The following is a 15,228-nucleotide window of genomic DNA, read 5'->3' as shown; positions in this document are numbered from 1 at the left end:
TCACCACCCCTTAACGATCACGCATTCCTGATGACTGACGATTATTGACTTTTATCAGTGATTAGTCGACATTCCTCTCATTCGAGATGCAGGAGTGTCCTTCGATGTTCGTCCGGTCGGTTTTGTCGAGCTATTCCAGGCTGTTGGCAGGTTTGTCGTTAGCCCTGATGGCGGCTAGCCTTGCCGGGTGCAATGACACCGTCGCCGAGAAAGCCGAGCCGCCGCGGCCGGTTCTGGTCGCAACCGCCCATTATGATGCCGAGACGCCGGAGCGCAGCTTCGTCGGCACCATCCGGCCCCGGATCGAGAGTGACCTCGGCTTCCGCGTTGCCGGCAAGGTCGCCAAGCGCCTCGTGGAAGTCGGCCAGACCGTTGAAATCGGCCAGCCGCTCGCCACTCTCGATGAGGTCGACCTGAAGCTCCAGGCCGAGCAATCCGTCGCCGAGCAGACCGCCGCGACCGGCGTGCTGGCCCAGGCCGCCGCTGCCGAGCAGCGCGCCAAGGATCTGAAGGCCAAGGGCTGGACCACCGACGCGCAGCTGGATTCGAGCCGGGCATCTGCCGATGAGGCCCGTGCGCGCCTCGATCGTGCGGTCCGCTCGGTCGAGCTGACCAAGAATTCCCTTTCCTACGCGACGCTCGTTGCCGACGCCCGAGGCGTCGTCACTGCAACGCTGATCGAGCCCGGCCAGGTGGTCTCCGCGGGCCAGGCTTCGATCCGTGTCGCCCGCTTTGCCGAAAAGGAAGCGGTCGTCGCGATCCCTGAGACACTGGTCGGACGCGCCAAGTCGGGCGTCGCCAGCGTCACCCTTTGGTCCGAGCCGGACAAGAAGTATACGGCCAAGCTGCGCGAGATCGCGCCGACGGCCGATCCGGCCACGCGCACTTATCTTGCAAAGTTCTCGCTGCCGGAGGCCGACGACAAGGTCGCGCTCGGCATGACCGCGACGCTGACGCTGTCGGACGCCGCCACCGAGCGCGTTGCGCGGCTGCCGCTGTCGGCGCTGTTCAACGAAGGCGGCAAGCCCTCCTTCTACGTCGTCGACGACAACGGTGCGCTCACGCTGAAGCCGGTGGCGGTGAAGTCCTACGAGAGCAACGACGTCGTCATCACCGGCGGTGTGGAAGAGGGCGCCAAGATCGTCGCGCTCGGTGTGCAGAAGCTCGATCCGGCCCAGCGGGTGCGGGTCGTCTCGTCGCTGTCTTTCTAGTTCCTGTCATTCCGGGTTCGCCCTGCGGGCGCCCCGGAATGACAGCAGAAGTCGAGTTACGTCGTGTGAGGTGAGTTTCGGCCTTTGTCCCTAAGCAGAGGCTGAAGCGGCGAAGCGATCCAGAATCTGCCCAGCCCCCTGGATTGCTTCGCTGCCTCGCGACGACGGCTTGAACAGAGTGGCTGTCTTTTTTTGGTAACTGGATCGTCTTTTCGGAGAGAGCGATGAAGCGCTTCAACCTTTCGGCCTGGGCCGTCAGCCATCCGACGCTGGTTCTCTTCCTGATGCTCGTGCTCGGTGTTGCCGGCTTCTTCTCCTATGAGAAGCTCGGCCGCGCCGAGGATCCGTTCTTCACGGTGAAGGTGGTCAACGTCTCCGTGATCTGGCCCGGCGCGACCGCGCAGGAGATGCAGACCCAGGTCGCCGATCCCATCGAGAAGAAGATCCAGGAGCTGCCCTATTTCGAGAAGGTGCAGACTTATTCCAAGCCCGCCTTCACCGCGCTCCAGGTCACCTTCCGCGACTCCACGCCGCCGAAGGACGTGCCTTACCTCTTCTATCTTCTGCGCAAGAAGCTGGTCGACGTGCAGGGCCAGCTGCCCTCCGGCATCCTCGGTCCCGTCGTCAATGACGAGTTCTCCGACGTCGATTCCATCCTCTACATGATGACCGGCGACGGCGCCGACTATGCCCAGCTCAAGAAGGTTTCGGAGGGATTCCGCCAGCGCCTCCTCAAGGTGCCCGGCGTGACCAAGGTCGACGTCTACGGCAACCAGGATGAGCGCATCTTCGTCGAGTTCTCCCACGCCAAGCTCGCCACCCTCGGCATCACCCCGCAGGCGCTGTTCGATTCGCTCGCCAAGCAGAACAACGTGACGCCGGCCGGCACGGTCGAAACCTCCTCGCAGCGCGTGCCGCTGCGCGTCACCGGTGCGCTCGACGGTGCCAAGGCCGTCGCGGAGACGCCGGTCGAGAGCAACGGCCGCGTGTTCCGCCTCGGTGACATCGCCACCGTCACCCATGGCTATGTCGATCCGCCCAGCTTCGTCGTGCGTCAGGAAGGCAAGGCCGCGATCGGCATCGGCGTCGTCACCGCCAAGGGTGCCAACATCCTCGAGCTCGGCAAGGAGGTCGAGAAGGCGACGGCCGAGTTCATGAAGGCGGTGCCGCAGGGCGTCGACGTCAAGCTGATTGCCGACCAGCCCAAGGTGGTCGAGCACGCCGTCGGCGAGTTCGTGCACTCCTTCATGGAAGCCCTCGTCATCGTGCTGTTCGTCTCGTTCCTGGCGCTCGGCTGGCGCACCGGCATCGTGGTCGCGCTGTCGGTGCCGCTGGTGCTCGGCATCGTCTTCGTCGTCATGAACATGATGTCGCTCGACCTGCACCGCATCACGCTGGGTGCGCTGATCATCGCGCTCGGCCTGCTCGTCGACGACGCCATCATCGCGGTCGAGATGATGGTGGTGAAGATGGAGCAGGGCTGGGACCGCATGCGCGCGGCGTCTTTTGCCTGGGAATCTACCGCGTTTCCGATGCTCACGGGAACGCTGGTCACGGCCGCTGGCTTCCTCCCCATCGGCTTTGCCAATTCCGCCGTCGGCGAATATGCCGGCAGCATCTTCTGGATCGTGGCGATCGCGCTGGTCGCCTCCTGGTTCGTGGCGGTGATCTTCACGCCCTATATCGGCGTCAAGCTGCTGCCGGAGATGAAGGCGCATCACAACCACGATCCGCACGCGGTCTACGAGACCCGCATGTACCGGGGCCTGCGCGCCATCGTGCAATGGTGCGTCAATCACCGCATCACCGTGGTGGTCGCGACCGTCGGCGTCTTCATCGCCTCGGTCGTCGGCTTCGGCCATGTCCAGCAGCAGTTCTTCCCGCTGTCGGAGCGGCCCGAGCTGTTCTTCCAGCTGCGCCTGCCTGAGGGCACCGCCTTCAACGTCACCGAAAAGGCGGTGAAGAAGGCCGAGACGCTGCTCAAGGACGACAAGGATATCGAGACCTATACGTCCTATGTCGGCCAGGGCTCGCCGCGCTTCTGGCTCGGCCTCAATCCGCAGCTGCCGAACGAGGCCTTTGCCGAGATCGTCATCGTTGCCAAGGGCGTTGAGGGGCGCGAGCGCGTCAAGGCCAAGATCGAGAACGCAGTTGCGGACGGCATGCTGTCCGAGGCGCGCGTCCGCGTCGATCGCTTCAACTTCGGCCCGCCGGTCGGCTTCCCCGTGCAGTTCCGCGTGATCGGCCCCGACGCCAACAAGGTGCGCGAGATCGCCTACCAGGTCCGCGACGTCATGCGGCAGAACAAGAGCGTCAAGGACGTCCAGCTCGACTGGAACGAGCAGTCGCCCTACCTCAAGCTCGTCGTCGACCAGGACCGCGCCCGCGCCATGGGCCTGACCCCGCAGGACGTGTCCCAGGCGCTCGCGATGCTGATCTCGGGCTCGCAGGTCACGACCGTGCGCGACGGCATCGAGAAGGTCGGCGTGGTCGCCCGTGCGATTCCGTCCGAGCGCCTCGACCTCGGCGGCGTCGGTGATCTCACCATCACCTCGCGCAACGGCGTTGCCGTGCCGCTGCAGCAGATTGCCAAGATCGAGTATGCCCATGAGGAGCCGATCATGTGGCGGCGCAACCGCGACATGGCCATCACCGTGCGCTCCGACGTCGTCGACGGCGTGCAGGCGCCCGACGTCACGAGCCAGATCACGCCGAAGCTGAAGGCGATCAAGGACCACCTCGAGCCGGCCTACCGCATCGAGCCGGGCGGCGCATTCGAGGAATCCGCCAAGGGCAACGCCTCGATCTTCGTCCTCTTCCCGCTGATGGTCATGGTGATGCTGACGCTGCTGATGATCCAGCTGCAGAGCTTCTCGCGCCTGATCCTGGTGTTCCTGACCGCGCCGCTCGGCATCGTCGGCGCCTCCTTCGGGCTCAACGTCGCCAACGCCCCGTTCGGCTTCGTGGCGCTGCTCGGCCTGATCGCGCTCGCCGGCATGATCATGCGCAACACGGTCATCCTGGTCGACCAGATCGAGACCGACGTCTCGCATGGCCTGACCCGGCGCGAGGCGATCGTGGAGGCAACCGTCCGCCGCGCCCGTCCGGTGGTGCTGACGGCGCTTGCGGCCATCCTCGCCATGATCCCGCTGTCGCGCTCGGCCTTCTGGGGCCCGATGGCGATCACGATCATGGGCGGTCTGTTCGTCGCGACCTTCCTGACGCTGCTGTACCTGCCGGGCCTCTACGCGCTGTGGTTCAGGAAGAGCCTGGACGAGGCGGGTACCCCCGAGCAACCTGCCGCGCCGCAGCATGGGAGCGATGACCAGCGCGCAATTCCGCTTGCCGAAGCGGCTGAATAGATGAGAAGACTGCTGACCAACGAGTCCTGACTGATGGCCCTTATTTCGGAACATATCGAAGTCGACACCCGGGATCGTATCCTCGAGGTGGCCGAGCGGCTGTTCCGCCAGATCGGCTACCAGAAGACGACGGTCGGGGACATCGCCAAGGAGCTCAGGATGAGCCCCGCCAATGTCTATCGTTTCTTCGAATCGAAGAAGGCGATCCATCAGGCGGTGGCGCAGGGCCTGATGGGCGAGGTCGAGCTCGAAGCGCAGCGGATCGTGGCGAGGCCCGGTCCGGTCAAGGAGCGATTCCGGGAACTGCTCACCACCATCCATCGCATGAACACCGAGCGCTATGTCGGCGACAACAAGCTGCACGAGATGGTCGCGATCGCGATGGAGGAGGACTGGGACGTCTGCGTCGCCCATATGGAGTGCATTGCCGGGGTGATCGGCCAGATGATCGCGCAAGGCGTTTCCTCCGGCGAGTTCGAGGCGCCGGACCTGCAGCTGGCCTCGCTGTGCGCCTGCACCGCGATGATACGCTTCTTCCACCCCCAGATGATCGCCCAGTGCGCCACCAAGCCGGGCCCGACCATCGACCAGATGATCGATTTCGTCATCGCGGGTCTGTCTCCGCGCCACTGACGGGGCGGCGGGTTTCCTCCTATAAGCTGCCTCTCTCATTCCGGGGCGCCTCGAAGAGGCGAACTATGGTGCGCAATTGCGCACCTGAGAATCTCGAGAATCCGGGTTCGGTCCTCCGGGCCGCGCTTGCGCGGTCCCGTCCGGACCGCCCCGGAATGACGGAAAACGGAGAAGCAAGCGCGTGACCGACAAAGACCTGTACTTCTACGAGCCCTCCAAGGGCCACGGCCTCAAGCACGACCCCTTCAACGCCATCATCGCGCCGCGGCCGATCGGCTGGATTTCCTCGCGCGACACCAAGGGCCACGTCAATCTCGCGCCCTACAGCTTCTTCAATGCGTTCTGTTACGTGCCGCCGATCATCGGCTTCTCCTCCACCAACTGGAAGGACACGGTCGAGAACATCCAGCAGACCGGCGAGTTCGTATGGAATTTCGCCACCATGGACCTCGCCAAACACATGAACGCGACCGCCGCGCATGTCGCCCCTGAGGTCGACGAGTTCGAGATCGCGGGCCTCACCGCCGTGCCCGGCAAGCTCGTCAACGTGCCGCGCGTGGCTGAGAGCCCCGTCGCCTTCGAGTGCAAGGTGTCCGACATCGTCCGCCTCAAGGGCGCCGACGGCAAGGAGGCCGACGCCTGGCTGACGCTGGGCGAGGTCGTCGCCGTCCACATCGACAAGGCCATGATCAAGGACGGCGTTTACCAAACCGCCGCCGCCCGCCCGATCGTCCGCGCCGGCCGCCGCGGCGATTATTTCGAGATCAAGCCGGAAAACATGTTCGAGATGGTGCGGCCGGATTGATCGGTCGCGCCCGTAGCCCGGATGGAGCGCAGCGTAATCCGGGATTCTCCCCGCGCGGATAGGCCTACCCGGATTGCGCTTCGCTCCATCCGGGCTACGATCCATCGCCATTATTCCCCTCCCGGAACCGCCGTCGCACCCTGGCCGTTATGGTCCGGGGGCGCTTGGCCGCGTCAATGTCGCAGGCGAAGTCTTCACCGCCGCCGGCCGCTTTCCGCTAAAATGCCCGACACCGCGCCGATGCATGAGGTCAGCCATGAGCTTCCGCCGCGACAAAATCACAAAGCCGATCTTCTCCTGGGCCCGCGGCGTGCTGCCGGCGATGTCCGATACCGAACGCGAGGCGCTGGAGGCGGGCGATGTCTGGTGGGATGCCGATCTCTTCACCGGCAACCCGGATTGGTCGAAGCTGCTGAAGGTCCCGCAGGCCAGGCTGACCGAGGAGGAGCGGGCGTTCCTCAACGGACCCGTCGACGAGCTCTGCGCCATGCTCGATGAGTGGAAGATCTTCTGGGAATGGCGCGACCTGCCGCCGGATGTCTGGCACTTCGTCAAGCACGAAAAATTCTTCGGCATGATCATTCCGAAGGAGTTTGGCGGCCTCGGCTTCTCGCCCTATGCCCATTCGGAAGTGGTGCGCAAGATCTCGACCCGCTCGATCGCTGCTGCCGTCACAGTCATGGTGCCGAACTCGCTCGGGCCGGGCGAACTCCTGATGCGCTTCGGCACTCCGGAACAGCAGGCGCGCTGGCTGCCGCGCCTCGCCGATGGACGCGATATTCCCTGCTTCGGCCTCACCAGCCCGGAAGCCGGCTCCGACGCAGCTTCGATGGTCGACACCGGCATCATCTGCAAGGGCACCTTCGAGGACCGTGAGGTCGTCGGCCTCAGGCTCAACTGGCACAAGCGCTACATCACGCTCGGACCTGTCGCGACGCTGCTCGGCCTCGCCTTCAAGGCCTATGATCCCGACCACCTCGTGGGCGACCAGGAGGAACTCGGCATTACCGTGGCATTGATCCCGACCCATCTGCCCGGCGTCGAGATCGGCCATCGCCATCTGCCCTCGATGCAGGTGTTTCAGAACGGCCCGAACCGGGGCCGCGACGTCTTCATCCCGCTCGACTACGTCATCGGCGGCAAGGAGCGGCTGGGGCAAGGCTGGAAGATGTTGATGACCGCGCTTGCCGCCGGCCGCGGCATCTCGCTGCCGTCCCTCTCGGCTGCGGGCGCTGCCTACGCCGCACGCACCACCGGCGCCTATGCCCGCATCCGCGAGCAGTTCGGCATCTCCATCTCGAAATTCGAGGGCGTCGAGGAGCCGCTCGCGCGCATCGTCGCGACCGCCTACCAGCTGGACGCGGCGCGGCGGCTGACCTGCGTGGCACTGAATGCCGGCGTTCATCCCGCCGTCATCTCCGGCATCATGAAGCTGCACGCCACTGAGCGGATGCGCACCGCGATCGACGACGCCATGGACATCCATGGCGGCAAGGCCGTGATCGACGGTCCGCAGAACTATCTCGGCAATCTGCACCGCGCCGTGCCGGTCGGGATCACGGTCGAGGGCGCCAACATCCTGACCCGCAATCTCATCGTGTTCGGGCAGGGCGCCATCCGCGCGCATCCCTACCTGCTCGACGAGATGAATGCGCTGGCCGATACCGATCGCGAGCGCGGGCTGACCGCGTTCGACAAGGCGTTCTGGAAACATGTCGGCCATAGCCTCCGCACCTTGTTCCGTGCCTTCGGCCGCAGCTGGACCTTCGGCGCCTTTGCGATGGCGCCGGATGCGGGCGATGCCACACCGTTCTATCGCCAGCTCTCGCGCTACTCCGCTGCGTTCGCGCTCTGCGCTGACATGGCATTGCTGACGCTGGGCGGCGCGCTCAAGCGCAAGGAGATGCTGTCGGCGCGTTTCGGCGACATTCTCTCCGAGCTTTATCTGCTGTCGGCCGCGCTAAAACGCTGGCAGGACGAGGGGCGTCAGAAGGAGGACTTTGCCGTGCTGGAATGGTGCATGGCGACCGGCTTCAAGACGATCGAGAACCGGCTGGCCGAAATCCTCGCCAATCTGCCCAACCGCTTTGTTGCCGGCTTCCTCAAGCTCGTGGTCCAGCCGTTCGGCGCCCGCGTGCTCGGCCCCTCCGACCGCGTCGTGCACCCATGCGCGGCCATCGTGCTGGAGCCGTCGGCGGCGCGCGAGCGCCTCACGCCGGATCTCGCCCATGTCGATGACGACAGCGGCTTTGCCCGGCTGGAGCGCGCGTTCCTGCTGGTCGCAAGTACGGATGCCATCGCCAAGCGCATGCGCGCCGCGCATATCCGAGACTGGAAGGATGCCGTCGCCAAGGGCGTGATCACGCAGGCCGAGGGCGAGCAACTGGCCGCGGCTCATGAAGCCGTCACAAAAGTAATCGAGGTCGACGATTTTGCGCCGGAGGCGCTGTCGCCGATTTACAAGAAAACCGTCAATGTGCATCAGTTCTTCCAGGAACTCGGTGAACAGAGGGCGGCGAGCTGATGGCACGACCGGTTTTCATCGTCGACGGCAGCCGAACGCCGTTCCTGAAGGCGCGCTCGGGGCCGGGGCCCTTCACGCCGGTCGATCTCGCCGTGCAATGCGGACGGCCGCTCTTGGCGCGCCAGCCGTTTTCGCCCGATAGCTTCGACCAGGTCATCCTCGGCTGCGTCAACGTGATTGCGGACGAGATGAATCCGGCCCGCGTTGCCGCGCTCCGGCTCGGCATGGGCGAGGACATGGTCGCCTTCACCGTGCAGATCAATTGCGGCTCCGGCATGCAGTCAATCGACACCGCCTACCGCTATATCCGCGAAGGTCATGCCGACATGATTTTGGCGGGAGGTACCGAGGCACTGAGTCACGCGCCGCTGGTTTGGCCTAACTCCGGCGTGCGCTGGTTCGCCGGCCTTGCCACCGCCAAGGGCGTCGCCGCCAAGCTCGCGGCTGCCTTCAAGTTGCGCCCGCGCGATCTGAAGCCGATCATCGGGCTCGAGCGCGGGCTGACCGATCCCGTCACCGATCTGAACATGGGCCAGACCGCCGAGGTCGTCGGCCATCTCTTCGGCATTACGCGCGCGCAATCCGATGCCTATGCCGCCGAGAGCCACCGCCGGCTCGCCCAGGCGCAAAGTGCGGGCTTTCTCAAGGGTGAGGTTGAGACCGCGTTCTCCCGCGACGGCAAGTTCTTCGACCATGACGACGGCGTGCGGCCGGACTCCACGGCGGAGACGCTGGCAAAGCTCCGGCCGGTATTTGAGCGCCCCTGGGGCCAGGTCACCGCCGGCAATTCCTCGCAGATCACCGACGGCGCCTCCTGGGTGATCCTCGCCTCCGACGCCGCGGTCGCAAAGCACAGGCTCACGCCGAAAGCCGCGATCGTCGACAGCCACTGGGCCGCGCTCGATCCCAGCATCATGGGCCTCGGTCCCGTGATGTCGGCGACGCCGCTGCTCCAACGCAACGGCCTCACCATCAAGGACGTCGAGACCTGGGAGCTCAACGAAGCCTTCGCGACCCAGGTGCTCGGCTGCTTGGCTGCCTGGAATGACGACAAGTTCTGCCGCGAGATTCTCAGGCTCGACGGCGCGGCCGGTGAGATCGACCGTGACAAGCTCAACGTCGATGGCGGCGCCATCTCGCTCGGCCATCCCGTCGGCACCTCCGGCAACCGCATCGTGCTGCATTTGGTCAACGCGATGAAGCGGCTCGGCACGCGGCGCGGAATTGCGACCGAATGCATCGGCGGCGGGCTCGGCGGCGCCATGCTGATCGAGGCGGTGTGACCATGGATTCCAAGATCATGACCGCGCTCGGCGACCGCGTGCTCGAACTCGGGCCCAAGCCCGCGACGGACAGTCCGTACAGGCACTTCAAGCTGACGCGCAATGAAGACGGCGTCGCCTGGCTGCTGTTCGACCGCGCTGATGCAAGCGCCAATACGCTGTCCTCGGAGGTGATGGAGGAGTTCGACGCCGTGCTCGCGGCGATCGAGACCGAACGCCCGGCCGGCCTAGTGATCCGCTCGGCAAAACCGTCCGGCTTTATCGCCGGCGCCGACGTCAACGAATTCCGCGGCGCTGATGATCCCGAGATGGTGGAGACGCGAATCCGCGCCGCGCACGCGGTGGTCGATCATCTGGAAGCCTTGAAGCTACCAACGGTCGCGGTCATCCACGGCTTCTGCCTCGGCGGCGGGCTCGAGGTTGCGCTGGCCTGCCAGTCGCGCATCGCCATCGACGGCGCACGCTTCGGCTTTCCGGAGGTGATGCTGGGCCTGCATCCCGGCCTCGGCGGCACCGCGCGGTTCACCGCGCTGGTCAATCCCACCCAGTCGATGGCGCTGATGCTGACCGGCCGCACCATCGACGCGCGCCGCGCCAGATCGCTCGGCCTCGTCGATACCGTGACTCAAGAGCGGCATGTTCGGGGCGCGGTGAAAGATGCGCTGTTCGGCCGGTTGAAGCGGGCCAAGCCCGGCCTGCTCGGGCGTGCAGCCAATTTTGGCTTCGTGCGCGGTCTCCTGGCCAGGCGTATGCGCTCGGAGGCGGCGAAGGCCGCGTCCCGCGAGCACTATCCGGCGCCTTACGCGCTGATCGATCTCTGGGAGACCCATGGCGGCAACAAGGCCGCGATGCTGAAGGCGGAGCAGGCTTCGTTCGCCAAGCTGATGGTGACGCCGACCGCCCAGAACCTGATCCGCGTCTTCTTCCTGCGCGAGCAGATGAAGAAGGCGGCCGGCAGCGGCAACACCATCAAGCACGTCCACGTCATCGGCGCCGGCGCCATGGGCGGCGACATCGCGGCTTGGGTAGCCGGGCAGGGACTGCGCGTCTCGCTCGCCGACATGAAGGCGGCGCCGATTGCGGGCGCGGTGAAGCGCGCCGCCGAACTCTACGGCAAGATCATCCGCAAGCCGACCGAAGTGCGCGACGCGCTCGATCGTCTCATCCCTGACATGGACGGCGAGGGCCTCCGCAACGCCGATCTGATCATCGAGGCAGTCCCGGAAAAGCTCGAGCTCAAGCAGAAGGTCTATGCCGGGCTCGAGCCGCGCATGAAGCCGGGCGCGATTCTCGCCACCAACACCTCGAGCATTCCGCTTCAGGATCTGCGCACCACGTTGGCGCGGCCGGAGCGGTTGGTCGGCCTGCATTTCTTCAATCCGGTGTCGCGACTGCAGCTGGTCGAAGTCGTCAGCCATGACGGCAACGACCCGCGGGTGCTGAAAGACGCGCTCGCTTTCGTCGGTGCGATCGATCGCTTGCCATTGCCTGTGAAGAGCTCGCCGGGCTTTCTCGTCAACCGCGCGCTGACGCCCTACATGCTCGAAGCCATGGTGATGCTGGACGAGAAGATCGACCAGCGTCTGATCGACGCCGCGGCCGAGCAGTTCGGCATGCCGATGGGCCCGATCGAGCTGGCCGATCAGGTCGGGCTCGACATCTGCCTCGACGTCGGCGACATGCTGCGCACCAAGTTCGGCGATCTCCTGCCGCCGACGCCGGCCTGGCTGCGCGACAAGGTCGCCAAGGGCGAGCTCGGCCGCAAGACCGGCAAGGGCTTCTATACCTGGAAGGACGGCAAGGCCGAGAAGGCACCGCTCCCCGAGACCGGTCCGCGCGTCACCGACCAGATGATCGACCGCCTGATGCTGCCGATGTCCAATGTCTGCGTTGCTGCCCTTCGCGAGGGCATCGTCGACGATGCCGATGCGGTCGACGGCGCCATGATCTTCGGTACCGGCTATGCACCGTTCCGCGGCGGCCCGCTGAACTATGCGCGCACGCGCGGCGTGGAGAATGTCGTGTCCACGTTGCGTGGGCTCGCCGAGCGATTCGGCGGACGTTTCGCGCCGGATGCGGGCTGGGACAGTTTGCAATAGGGAGCCGTCGGTAAAAAGATGCTATCATGGGTGGTAGAGCCCGTGGGGAGTATCGCCGGTGCCGACGATCCCGTTCTTCAAGCAAGCGACCCTGCGCGAGATCATCATCACGCGGCTGTGCTGCGGGGCCGATATCGTCGTGATCCTTTGTTGCGCAGGCTATCTCGTCGGGCGTTATCCCGCGGTGGAATTGCGCTGGCCGTGGTTGATCGTGGCGCTCCTGGCCGGATATTTCCTCGCTGACCTGTTTTCAGGGCTGGTGCATTGGGTGGTCGACACCTGGCTCGACGAGGGGATGCTCGGCCGCGGCATCGCGATCACGCGGGAGCATCACACCCACCCCGGCCACGTTTTGCTCTACGGATTCCTCGACCAGGCGTCTCTCGGTGCGGCGCCGAGCGCGGCGGTGGTCGGAGTCGCGGCCACCGTCACGGCGTCGTTTCCGGTTTCCGCGCTCACCTATGCGCTGATGATCGTCTGGTTCGTGATCGCGACCTGCATGCTGTTTGGCATGAGCTTTCACAATCTCGCGCACCGCCCGGTCCGCCCGCTGCTCCTGCGAACGGCGCAACGGCTGCATCTGGTCTGCTCACCCGAGCATCATTGGTGTCATCACCGTGACCACACCATCCGCTATTGTGTCATCAATGGATGGGCCAATTATCCGTGCGACCGTCTCCGGCTATGGAGCAGGCTGGAACGGTTGGTAACGGCGACGACCGGACGCGCGCCGCGGGCTGACGATGCGGAGTGGCAACGCAAACTGAACGATACCGGAATCCTCGTCGGGTCGCCGCGGCCGATTGGATAGCGCAAGCTTGCCTCGTGTCGATGTTGCGCAAGGCGCCGCGGCTTTGTATCCAGAGCCCAGAGCCGCGGGAGACCAACATATGACCGATACGCATGCCCACGCCCCTATCAGCTCCGCCCCCGGGCCTAACGGCGATCTCTGCATCCGTACGCTGGCGATGCCCGCCGACACCAACGCGAATGGCGACATCTTCGGCGGCTGGCTGCTGAGCCAGATGGACGTCGGCGGCGGCGTGTTTGCCTCGAAGGTCGCGAAATCGCGGACCGTGACGGTTGCGATCGAGGCGATGAACTTTCGCAAGGCGGTCTATGTCGGCGATCTCGTGTCGGTCTACGCCAATCTCGTGCGCGTAGGCCGCACCTCGCTCACCGTGCATCTGGAAGCGTGGGCGCTGCGCCGCGGGGAGGAGCATCCGTTCCTCGTCACCGACGGCAACTTCACTTACGTCTCGATCGACGAACATGGTCGCCCGCAAGCGGTTCGCTCGACCGACACTGTCATCGCGACGTAATCGCGCGCGACGCTCTGCCTCATCTCACAAATGTGTGGCAAGCGCCGTCAAACGCGGCACCAGTGAGTCACGTTCGTCGCCGCTTCGCCAAGAACCAGTCATAAAACGGATGAGGTCTCGGCGTACTCAATTGCGTGTCGATTCGGGGTGGAAACGGCCTCAAAATGCCTGGGAACCTTTGGGCATGAGTGCCGTTATTTGCCCGCACTGAGGAATCCACGGACCATGCCGGACAGCTACATCATCGAAGTCAATTCGCAGACCGCAGGTATCGTCGTTCGTTCTTCGGGAGGCTATTGCTTCTTTGCCTCGTCCCACCGATTCAACCGTCTCGAAGGCCAGCTCTTCCGCAACGCCCGCGAAGCCGAACGCGCCGCGCGCAAGCTGGTGAACGGTGATGTGAAGGAAGCGGCGTAAGCGCCTGCTGGTGATTCCGGGCTCGCGGAGCGAGGTCGGAATTTTTTGCCGCCCTTGATACTGCTGTTTTCTTCCTTCTCCCCTTGTGGGAGAAGGTGGCGCGAAGCGCCGGATAAGGGGTATATTTCGGCGTTCTCGAGATTCAGAGAGAGGGGTTCGCTGAGGCAACCCCTCACCTGGCTCGTCGCTACGCGACGAGCCACCCTCTCCCACAGGGGGAGAGGGTAAGAGTCGTCACAACTTCGTTGCTGCCCGCGACAGGAGCTTCCACTCGTCGCCCTGCTTCTGCCAGTTCATCAGGATGTGAAGGTTGGTCGATACTTTCTTCCCGTCGGCTGCCATCTCCTGTTCGCCCAGCCAGTGGAAGCGCACGATCGCTGCAGGACCGACGACCTTGATGGTGGGGTCCTTGTAGTCGATCGACAGGAATTTCGACTTGCCGTCGGTGGCGTTGGCGATGAACGTCGCCTTGTCCTCGACCTTGCCGCTGGAATGGCTGTAGCTGAGGTCGTCCCAGCACAGTGCGCCGAGCGCCTTCGGATCGGCCGCGATCTGGGCGAGGCGGAAGGCCTCGACCTTCTTCGCCACGGCGTCCTCGTCCGCCGAAGCGGCGAGCGCCGGTGTCGTGAGCGCAAGCGCGGAGACGGCAAGAGTCGAGAGAGCCAGATCGCGTCGGTTGATCGTCATCGTTTCCTCCTTTTTGATCTTGCGGCGAGTGTTGCAGCCGCGCGCGACTTTGTCGAGTGTCACGTCGTCGTCATCAGCATGCGTCATTGCGCGGGCGAAGCCATATTGATACGTCTCGCGCATCAATATGCCGTGGATTTGGGAAAGTACGGAAATGATCGAGGCCAAAACGGAAGCGATGGGCAGGGCTTTGCTGTTCGACATCGACGGCACGCTGGCCGACACCGACCCGCTGCACTTGAAGGCGTTCAACCAGGTGCTCGGCCCTCGCGGCCACGTCTTCGATCACGCGCGGTTCTCTAGAGAGCTGCAAGGTTTCGCCAATGTCGCGATCGGCGAGCGCTTTCTGCCCGACGAGGCGCCGGAGCGGCGCGCCTTGATCCTCGATGAGAAGGAGGAGGTCTTCCGCGCGCTCGTGGCCGGGCAGATCGAGCCGCTGCCGGGCCTGATGGCGCTGCTCGACCGGGCGGACGCAGCCGGCGTTCCCATGGTGGCCGTGACCAATGCGCCGCGTCTCAATGCCGAGCTGCTGCTCTCCGGCCTCGGCATCTCGCATCGTTTCAAGGCGCTCGTGATCGGCGCCGAGCTGCCGCACGGCAAGCCGCATCCGCTGCCCTATCAGGAAGGGCTGCGTTTCGTCGGTGCGAGCGCAGAGGCTTCGATCGCATTCGAGGACTCCCGTACCGGCGTGCAATCGGCCACGGCGGCCGGCATTCCGACCATCGGCGTCCGGACCAGCCTCAGCCATGCTGACCTGGTTGCAGCCGGCGCAGTCGCGTCCGCCAGTGCCTTCGACGATCCGCAGCTGCTCGCGCGTCTCGCGAGCACCATGGCGTGGTGATGGGCCGCATAAGTTAACCGTGATCGGCGCGCGCATTGACCGAA

Annotated in this window: 11 protein-coding genes and 1 pseudogene; 11 read left to right on the top strand and 1 reads right to left on the bottom strand. The window is 64.9% G+C overall.

The window, feature by feature from the left end:
* Positions 1-104 precede the first annotated feature (104 nt).
* From GGD62_RS25535 to GGD62_RS25490, 10 genes and pseudogenes are all read left to right on the top strand, one after another.
* Positions 105-1,211, top strand: a complete 1,107-nt coding sequence (locus GGD62_RS25535) for an efflux RND transporter periplasmic adaptor subunit (RefSeq protein ID WP_183710839.1) — start codon at positions 105-107, stop codon at positions 1,209-1,211.
* A 224-nt stretch (positions 1,212-1,435) separates the two neighbouring features.
* Positions 1,436-4,573 carry an efflux RND transporter permease subunit gene (locus tag GGD62_RS25530; RefSeq protein ID WP_092261575.1) on the top strand — a complete coding sequence of 1,046 codons (3,138 nt, stop codon included), beginning with the start codon at positions 1,436-1,438 and terminating at the stop codon, positions 4,571-4,573.
* A 33-nt stretch (positions 4,574-4,606) separates the two neighbouring features.
* Entirely contained in the window at positions 4,607-5,206 is a 600-nt protein-coding gene (locus GGD62_RS25525) for a TetR/AcrR family transcriptional regulator (protein ID WP_183710837.1), read from the top strand.
* A gap of 181 nt (positions 5,207-5,387) precedes the next feature.
* Positions 5,388-6,011, top strand: a complete 624-nt coding sequence (locus GGD62_RS25520; protein WP_183710835.1) for a flavin reductase family protein — start codon at positions 5,388-5,390, stop codon at positions 6,009-6,011.
* Positions 6,012-6,267: 256 nt separating this feature from the next.
* Positions 6,268-8,535 (top strand): acyl-CoA dehydrogenase, encoded by a 2,268-nt coding sequence (locus GGD62_RS25515; protein ID WP_183710833.1) that lies wholly within the window; start codon positions 6,268-6,270, stop codon positions 8,533-8,535.
* Positions 8,535-9,818: an acetyl-CoA C-acetyltransferase gene (locus tag GGD62_RS25510; RefSeq protein WP_018323255.1), complete on the top strand. Its 1,284-nt coding sequence runs from the start codon at positions 8,535-8,537 to the stop codon at positions 9,816-9,818. Before GGD62_RS25515 ends, GGD62_RS25510 begins: the two co-directional genes overlap by 1 nt.
* A 2-nt stretch (positions 9,819-9,820) precedes the next feature.
* Positions 9,821-11,917 (top strand): 3-hydroxyacyl-CoA dehydrogenase NAD-binding domain-containing protein, encoded by a 2,097-nt coding sequence (locus GGD62_RS25505; protein ID WP_183710831.1) that lies wholly within the window; start codon positions 9,821-9,823, stop codon positions 11,915-11,917.
* Positions 11,918-11,975: 58 nt separating this feature from the next.
* Positions 11,976-12,599, top strand: a pseudogene (locus GGD62_RS25500) (fatty acid desaturase CarF family protein); the annotation flags it as partial.
* 208 nt (positions 12,600-12,807) lie between these two features.
* Positions 12,808-13,239 carry an acyl-CoA thioesterase gene (locus tag GGD62_RS25495; RefSeq protein ID WP_179737137.1) on the top strand — a complete coding sequence of 144 codons (432 nt, stop codon included), beginning with the start codon at positions 12,808-12,810 and terminating at the stop codon, positions 13,237-13,239.
* 225 nt (positions 13,240-13,464) lie between these two features.
* The gene (locus GGD62_RS25490; RefSeq protein WP_018323258.1) at positions 13,465-13,656 is read left to right on the top strand and encodes a hypothetical protein; all 192 of its coding nucleotides are present in this window, start codon (positions 13,465-13,467) and stop codon (positions 13,654-13,656) included.
* A gap of 234 nt (positions 13,657-13,890) precedes the next feature.
* Here GGD62_RS25490 and GGD62_RS25485 read toward each other — a convergent pair whose 3' ends face one another.
* Positions 13,891-14,343, bottom strand: coding sequence for a nuclear transport factor 2 family protein (locus GGD62_RS25485; RefSeq protein ID WP_026202902.1), 453 nt, complete (start codon positions 14,341-14,343; stop codon positions 13,891-13,893).
* Positions 14,344-14,497: 154 nt separating this feature from the next.
* Between GGD62_RS25485 and GGD62_RS25480 the strand changes: the two genes are divergently transcribed.
* A complete protein-coding gene (locus GGD62_RS25480; RefSeq protein ID WP_092261570.1) occupies positions 14,498-15,184 on the top strand; it encodes an HAD family phosphatase in 687 nt (228 codons plus the stop codon).
* The last annotated feature ends 44 nt before the right edge of the window (positions 15,185-15,228 follow it).

Origin of the sequence: Bradyrhizobium sp. ERR14, from assembly GCF_014198235.1 — a bacterium.
GTDB lineage: Bacteria > Pseudomonadota > Alphaproteobacteria > Rhizobiales > Xanthobacteraceae > Bradyrhizobium.
This window is presented reverse-complemented; position numbering and strand designations above follow the sequence as displayed.

Excerpts from the sequence above, each read along its gene's own strand:
- GGD62_RS25480 (WP_092261570.1), top strand. The coding sequence starts at position 14,498 with ATGATCGAGGCCAAAACGGAAGCGATGGGCAGGGCTTTGCTGTTCGAC.
- GGD62_RS25490 (WP_018323258.1), top strand. The coding sequence starts at position 13,465 with ATGCCGGACAGCTACATCATCGAAGTCAATTCGCAGACCGCAGGTATC.
- GGD62_RS25525 (WP_183710837.1), top strand. The coding sequence starts at position 4,607 with ATGGCCCTTATTTCGGAACATATCGAAGTCGACACCCGGGATCGTATC.
- GGD62_RS25510 (WP_018323255.1), top strand. The coding sequence starts at position 8,535 with ATGGCACGACCGGTTTTCATCGTCGACGGCAGCCGAACGCCGTTCCTG.
- GGD62_RS25515 (WP_183710833.1), top strand. The coding sequence starts at position 6,268 with ATGAGCTTCCGCCGCGACAAAATCACAAAGCCGATCTTCTCCTGGGCC.
- GGD62_RS25495 (WP_179737137.1), top strand. The coding sequence starts at position 12,808 with ATGACCGATACGCATGCCCACGCCCCTATCAGCTCCGCCCCCGGGCCT.
- GGD62_RS25505 (WP_183710831.1), top strand. The coding sequence starts at position 9,821 with ATGGATTCCAAGATCATGACCGCGCTCGGCGACCGCGTGCTCGAACTC.
- GGD62_RS25530 (WP_092261575.1), top strand. The coding sequence starts at position 1,436 with ATGAAGCGCTTCAACCTTTCGGCCTGGGCCGTCAGCCATCCGACGCTG.
- GGD62_RS25485 (WP_026202902.1), bottom strand. The coding sequence starts at position 14,343 with ATGACGATCAACCGACGCGATCTGGCTCTCTCGACTCTTGCCGTCTCC.
- GGD62_RS25535 (WP_183710839.1), top strand. The coding sequence starts at position 105 with ATGTTCGTCCGGTCGGTTTTGTCGAGCTATTCCAGGCTGTTGGCAGGT.